This window comes from Brasilonema angustatum, from assembly GCF_059505445.1.
In genome coordinates this window covers 62,398-68,738 of sequence record NZ_JCACKO010000018.1, presented here as the reverse complement: position 1 = coordinate 68,738, position 6,341 = coordinate 62,398, and the positions used below count along the sequence as shown (strand labels likewise).

Annotated in this window: 8 protein-coding genes; 3 read left to right on the top strand and 5 right to left on the bottom strand. The window is 42.8% G+C overall.

The features are described from left to right. Window positions 1-695: type I restriction-modification system subunit M N-terminal domain-containing protein (locus AC5JM2_RS04670; RefSeq protein WP_495833749.1), on the bottom strand; the 695-nt coding region annotated here is incomplete at its 3' end. Between the two features lie 34 nt (window positions 696-729). On the opposite strand from AC5JM2_RS04670, the gene AC5JM2_RS04665 reads away from it, so the two are divergent. Together AC5JM2_RS04665 and AC5JM2_RS04660 are read left to right on the top strand one after the other, a co-directional pair. Then, the gene (locus AC5JM2_RS04665) at window positions 730-1,077 is read left to right on the top strand and encodes an HsdM family class I SAM-dependent methyltransferase (protein WP_495833748.1); all 348 of its coding nucleotides are present in this window, start codon (window positions 730-732) and stop codon (window positions 1,075-1,077) included. Window positions 1,078-1,313: 236 nt separating this feature from the next. After that, complete coding sequence (locus AC5JM2_RS04660; protein WP_495833747.1) at window positions 1,314-1,736, top strand: hypothetical protein; 423 nt, start codon at window positions 1,314-1,316, stop codon at window positions 1,734-1,736. A gap of 60 nt (window positions 1,737-1,796) precedes the next feature. On the opposite strand, the gene AC5JM2_RS04655 is transcribed toward AC5JM2_RS04660, so the two are convergent. Further along, on the bottom strand, window positions 1,797-2,711 hold the full coding sequence (locus tag AC5JM2_RS04655; protein WP_495833746.1) for a TetR/AcrR family transcriptional regulator: 915 nt from the start codon (window positions 2,709-2,711) through the stop codon (window positions 1,797-1,799). 357 nt (window positions 2,712-3,068) lie between these two features. Between AC5JM2_RS04655 and AC5JM2_RS04650 the strand changes: the two genes are divergently transcribed. Beyond that, complete coding sequence (locus AC5JM2_RS04650; protein WP_495833751.1) at window positions 3,069-4,052, top strand: Rieske 2Fe-2S domain-containing protein; 984 nt, start codon at window positions 3,069-3,071, stop codon at window positions 4,050-4,052. An 89-nt stretch (window positions 4,053-4,141) separates the two neighbouring features. On the opposite strand, the gene AC5JM2_RS04645 is transcribed toward AC5JM2_RS04650, so the two are convergent. From AC5JM2_RS04645 to AC5JM2_RS04635, 3 genes are all read right to left on the bottom strand, one after another. After that, window positions 4,142-5,080 carry an alpha/beta fold hydrolase gene (locus tag AC5JM2_RS04645; protein WP_495833745.1) on the bottom strand — a complete coding sequence of 313 codons (939 nt, stop codon included), beginning with the start codon at window positions 5,078-5,080 and terminating at the stop codon, window positions 4,142-4,144. A gap of 20 nt (window positions 5,081-5,100) precedes the next feature. Beyond that, window positions 5,101-5,925, bottom strand: a complete 825-nt coding sequence (locus AC5JM2_RS04640) for an SDR family oxidoreductase (protein ID WP_495833744.1) — start codon at window positions 5,923-5,925, stop codon at window positions 5,101-5,103. Between the two features lie 9 nt (window positions 5,926-5,934). Further along, window positions 5,935-6,341, bottom strand: a 407-nt coding sequence (locus AC5JM2_RS04635; protein ID WP_495833743.1) for a pentapeptide repeat-containing protein, incomplete at its 5' end; no start/stop codon positions are given.

The window sequence follows — 6,341 nt, the reverse complement described above, 5'->3', positions numbered from 1 at the left end:
TTCACAATGCTTCTAGTACCGTTCCAGCCTCGTAAATTGGCAAAGGTATTGTTAAAGATATCCTGCTCGTCACAGAAAACCAGATTCACCATGAGTCGAATGACTTCACGGGGTGTAAAGTGATCTCCCGCCTCTTCGTTCGCCTGCTCGTTAAACTTTCTCACCAGTTCCTCAAACAGATAGCCCATTCGCAGATTAGAGAGTTTCGCTGGAGATAAATCAACTTCAGGACTATTAATCGCCTTCATCACCTCAAAAAGACGGTTAGCTTCATCTAACTTCTGGATTTCATTATCAAACTCAAATTTCTCAAAAATATCCCGTGCCAGAGGCGAAAACTTATTGATATAATCTCTGAGATTATCCGCCAGCCCCTCAGAATCTTCTAATAATTTCTGAAACGTAAATTCACTAAGGTTATACAACGGCTGTTGCCGATCGCCTCCAATTGCAACTTTAGAGATCGCTTTCTCAAAAGCATCCCCCTCTAAGCCCATCGCCTCATATTTCGCCTTCGCCTCAAGTACAGCTTTCTTAGTCGGTTCTAAAACAGCATCTAAACGACGCAATACAATCAGAGGCAACATCACCCGGCGGTACTGGGGTGGACGGTAAGGGCCTCGGAGTTTGTCGGCAATGCTCCAGATAAAACCGACTAACTCTTGATTATTAGAATTTTCTATATTTGTCACCATAGGAATTTTATATCTACAAGTAATAGCAAATTTATTGGTTAGCTTGCTTAATCCACACACAGGGATGAGTATTTGTGACCCAACCTGTGGTTCAGGTGGTTTTCTAGTCGAGTGTGCGCGGCAAATTCAGCAGCGAAGAGGTGACGTGCATCAAGTATCGTTTTATGGTCAAGAAGTTAGTTCGCATATTTGGGTGTTTGCACAAATTAATATGTTGCTGCATGATATCCCCAATTTTGATATTCGCCAAGGTAATACTATCCGCGAACCAAAATTAGTTAAAGATGGTGTTTTTGGGAAAATCAACAGTTCCAAGCAAAAACCGACTGCAGATTTGGCAGCCGCTGTTGGTACGCGACTTCCTACTCCTGTTCCTCGGTGAAAGTGTTTCGCTCCTAGGCGATCAATTTTACTTAGTGGCATTGCCTTGGTTGACTATCCAACTAACGCACTCTCCCGTGATTTTGGGCGTAGGGCAAGTGCATAAGTTGATTTTAATTACAGCTATCAAGAATACAGCAGGTTATCAATAGGGTGATTGCCCAAAGGGCAGACGCCAAAGGCGTATCGCGCATCTATTAAATAAATCACTAACACTACCAAAATGAGGACACAACCATGACCGAACAAATCATTGAGCCGAATAACTTTGAACTCCACGCCAAAGACACACAAATCACCTATTCGACTACTAGTTTCATCGGTGAGGCACAGTTCACTTATAACACTGACAACCTCAGCCGCCAATTCAGGGGCGACGAAATCAGCACGCTAGAGACCGCTATTGGTAAGCTGGTTACAGTACTCATCGAACCTGACGCTGATACAGGGAAGGAAGTCAGGCTGACCTTGCTAGTACCAACCATCAACCTGCCATCTAGTCGAGAGAACCCCATTCAGACTGAGGCGATTCTGACCACCCAGCGCACTCCCCAGCGCGGCGCTCCTCCCATCCTTGAAGGGCAGCTACAAACTTATCAGACTCTGTGCCTCACAGGAACAGCCAGCCGAGTTGAATTCCTAAGTACAACTCAAAGTTAAACGGATCAGAAATCATGCACCTATAACTTGGTGGGTTGAAGCAACTGGGTTATTAAGTTGCTAGGAACTGGTACCAGTCTGCTTCACCCAATGAATCACCGTATTATGCGAGACTCCGGTTCTTCTTTCAATTTCCCGAAAACCAACACCATTGCAATACAGTTCCAAACATTGCTGCTTGACTTCATCTCCATATCCTTGCAATGAATAAGCTTCAGGGAATTGCTTACCGCAGTCTTTGCAGATGTAACGCTGCTTGCCATGACGATGCCCATTTTTAGAGATGCTCTCTCCATCACAGTGGGGACATTTCATTACTATCATTACTTTATTGTGCAAAGCCTCATCCCCCATATGAGGGCGTAAGTATGCTATCAGTAACGCTTCGATTTGCTCAAAAATCTGCTGACGGTGAGTTTCATTGCTGCGGAGTGCATGGAGTAGCAAAGTATTGAAGGCATGGGTGCAGACTTCACCTAGTAAATGGCACTGTTGAGTACTCAAGGCGGGATTACGCTCTTGCAGTAGTTTTGCTGTAAAGTTAATCGCTTCCTCAGTAAAGCTATCATCAATGCTTTGGAAGATAGCTGTGGAAGTGAAGTATTGCACAAAAACCATGCGAGACGTGGGTTGCTCAAAAAGTTGCTGGAATGTTGTTCTTAAAGTGCGGATAAATGTCTCAAACGGAAGTTGAATGATTTCTGGCTGATCCAGCTTTGCCCATACGGCGTGTACTCGCTCCACATGACGCAATTCCAAAGCATGGAAAATCGCCAATTTATCTGGAAAAAACTGGTAAAGCGAACCTATGGCTGTGTCAGCACTCTGGGCGATCGCATGAGTTGTCGCCGCTTCGTAACCCACTTGATTAAAAACCTCCGCTGCTGCGTCTAAAATGCGATCAACACGTTGCTGACTGCGCTTTTGCTTGGGTTGACGGCGCATAGATGCGTTTTTCTTTTTTGGCGAATTCATAGTTATCTTCTCTACACCTTTACATCCTTTCCAATATTCCTCTTGACAAATATGAATTTTTACTCATAAATTAAAATAAAAGCGAATAATTAGTCACATTTTATGGGACGATTCTACCTGAGCCTAGTTGAGTTGCCTGATAAAGGTATTTCAACATAGGTCAGATATACGTTGTACATCCACCGCAAGTCAAATCTGCTTGCGCCATAAAGCAATATGACTTAGGTTCTGAACACTGCTTTTTTTGAATAAACCGCAAAGACACATTCGCGTAGCGTGCGCCTTAGCGCATAGGGCACGAAGGTAAGAAACAGAAGATTTAGTTCATAAACTATTTAGGAGTTTAACACCATGTCTATGCTTGCTGGTGCACCCTGGCTATTAGCACATAAGTCTATGTTGGAAGTCAACAAGCCAAAAAAAGTATCTCTTTACGGCAGTGATTATGTACTTTGGCAAGATAGAACAGGCAAAGTGAATGCCTTACCCAACGCTTGTCCACACATGGGTGCTATGTTATCTGAAGGCTGGTGCCAAGAACGTGAAGATAAATCGAGTGCAGTCGTTTGTCCTTTTCATGCACTTGAGTTTGATGGTGAAGGTTGCACAATTTTGCCCGGTTCCAACAAGAAAACTCTGCCGCAACTCAAGCCCTTAGAACTGATTATTCAGGGTGATTTTATTTGGTCGTATGGCGGCTTTGAACCCAAAATACCGATTCCCAATATCCTGAATGAAATTGCTTCTAAATATGAGTTTATCGGTCATACAGCTGATACGAGTGTGGAGACTGATTTGCTCAGTATGCTGCTAAATATGCACGATTACAATCACCAAAACGGAACTCATCGACCTTTGTTTAAGATTGAGGAAGTGCATTTTGAGTCGTTTATTGACAGTGGGCATCACTCCCATGCGTTTTTTGAAATGCCAACAGCACCAACTAGCTTGGCTGAAAAACTGAAAAATCCAAGTGTGTTGTTGCTACCAAAAGTTTTGAAGCCTCATTTAGAAAATCACTTTCCATCTTTAATCATAGCTCATGCAGAAAACGGACTGGGTAAAGTTGCCCAAATCCACATGTTTGTCCCAGAGTCTAAAATTCGGACACGAACCTATGTACTAATGTATGGGCTACCAAAAAACCCTGCGTTTAAGGTTTTTGGGCAGATGTTTCTCAACTTTGCCAAAGTTATAGTTGAGCAAGATGTTGATATTTTGGGAAAAATTTACCCAAATACGCCCCAAAAAATTAAGCTAAACAACGAAGTAGGGATGGATTGGGTGAGGCGCAATTTTGAAAACTGGCCGGAAATTGCAGAACCAAACTTTTCTAAGTAATCCTCAATTTCTATCAATGATGACTCACGATTCCTGCACATTTTTACTTCAAACACCCACCTGCATGAAGGAAAGCAGGGTGGGGACATTTATGAAACATCATTGACAAATGGTGCGATACGCGTAGCGTCAAGCCTCCGGCTTATCGCCTCAACAAATTCAGCCGTTGACTCATATGGTAAAACATTCCGACCAGGAATTTTGATTCCACGACCATTTGGCAAACAAGCTAGGTAATCAGCTAAGCGTTCATCTGGTTTTTCTTGTTTACCTTCTTGGCTAATACTAGATGCTGTTTCGCCTACAACTACCAGTGTTGGTTGCTTGATAGAAGCAATAGCTTGACTGTAATCTTTGCGCCAAAAGCCAGCTAAAAAAGAGAAAACTGCATGACGACTATCACTATTTGCTGCACCTTTTTGCAAGGTGTTTATCCATTCAGCATCAACTGCATCTGCTGAGTCAAACAGTTGACGTGTTGAGAAATTACGCAAAAACTTTTCTCTTCGGGCATAACGATAAAAAGGATTACCAAAAGGCGAATCTAATAGATTCCAGATAAGTTTATCTTGCCATTGAGGTGTTTTTTTCGTAATAACTGCCCAAGCTGGAGGGCCAGACAATGCAAGTCCAGCAATTAAGTTTGCTTCTTTTTGAACTAATTCTATTGCAACTGGAAATAAAGCACCCTGTACGACCAAAATGACAGGTTTTTGCACCACCGTGTTTAAAAAGTGTTGCAATTGTTCTGCCCAATCACTTGGAGTGTAAGCCACATGGGGCATATCGCTTTCACCGCATCCCAATAAATCGGGGTTGTAAATGGGATTGCGACGACCTTGTTTATACCATTCGCTAGAAAAACGCTGCCAAAACTGCCGGGATAATCCAACGCCAATCGGGTGTATTAATAATAGGGGAATACCCTCAGGAGTTGATTGACTTGGGTTATCAACCTCATAGGCGCAGCGATAATTTTTCCAATTGTAGAACTGGGTAGCAGATACTGTTTTCTCTTGATAAATCATGGGACTGCACCTAAGAACAGCTAAAAAATTATCTGGGGATGAATTAATTTATATCCCGCATCTTTTATCTTTTGATTAGACACCTTGGCGTTATATGGGCGCTTACTCTCTTGGGAGGAATCCCATGTGACTTTGGGTAGATTGTGCGTTTCAAACACACCTTCAAGTAATTCTCCAGTTGTGAGATGGGCATCATCAACTAAGTTATAAATGCCTTGCAGTTGAGCGTTACGAGCGAACTCTATAGCAGCAATAATGTCATCCAGGTGAATCCAATTTGTTGTATCCTTGCCATTGCCAGGTCGGGTTGTGTCAGCATATCGACCAAAGATTTTTACCAGTTCTCGACCTGGACCGTAAATTCCTCCCAATCGCAAAATACAAACACGGAGGTTTGCACTGGATGCTGATAGTAAAAGTTGCTCGGTATCGCTAATAATTTGTCCATTTTGATTGACAGGTGTTGGTGGTGATTCTTCATCCACCCATGCTCCCTGTCTGTCACCATAAACAGCATAGCTGCCTGTGTATATCAGTTGCTGTATACTAGGAATCTGTTTGAGAACAGAGACTAAAGTCTGAGCAGTATGTAAATAGGTATCTTCGTAAACATCGGCACTCTTTGCACCGACACTCAAAAGCACAACATCTTGATTTTTCAAGACTGATTTTAGACCTTCTGGGTCATTTCCTTTGACGACTTCGACTCGTTGGGCTACTGCTTGCAGCGCCGGGACACGTTCAGGAGTGGTTGTAGTAGCAGTGACTACAAAAGTCATTGTTTGTTGCCAATATCGAGCAATTGCACAACCGACATATCCGCAACCAATAATCGCAACGTTCATTGTCTTAACTTATTCATAAATTTTGCCATCAGGCATAATTGCCCCAGCTAAGTTAGCTCCAACCAGTTTAACAAGAAGTCTGTCACCAGATTTCATCCGCGCTCCCATGAAGTTCGCTCCCCGCAAATCTGCTCCACTCAAATCTGCTCCAACTAAATTAGCACCCCGGAAATTGGCTTCCCTCAGATCAGCTAAAAGTAGGTTAGCTCTAAATAAATTTGCCTCAGACAAATTTGCACCTCTAAGATTCACTTTGTGCATGAAAGTATCACTGAGATTCGCACCACTCAAGTTCGCATAACTCATGTTTCTGCCAGATAAATCTTTGTTTTGTAAGTTTGCCCGACTATAGTCTTTTCCACTTAAGTCTGGGTTTGGGTGTGGTGGTTGATAGGTTTTCTCGGTTGGCTTTCTCT

Coding starts and splice junctions, on each gene's coding strand:
- AC5JM2_RS04660 (WP_495833747.1), top strand. CDS start 1,314: ATGACCGAACAAATCATTGAGCCGAATAACTTTGAACTCCACGCCAAA.
- AC5JM2_RS04655 (WP_495833746.1), bottom strand. CDS start 2,711: ATGAATTCGCCAAAAAAGAAAAACGCATCTATGCGCCGTCAACCCAAG.
- AC5JM2_RS04650 (WP_495833751.1), top strand. CDS start 3,069: ATGCTTGCTGGTGCACCCTGGCTATTAGCACATAAGTCTATGTTGGAA.
- AC5JM2_RS04645 (WP_495833745.1), bottom strand. CDS start 5,080: ATGATTTATCAAGAGAAAACAGTATCTGCTACCCAGTTCTACAATTGG.
- AC5JM2_RS04640 (WP_495833744.1), bottom strand. CDS start 5,925: ATGAACGTTGCGATTATTGGTTGCGGATATGTCGGTTGTGCAATTGCT.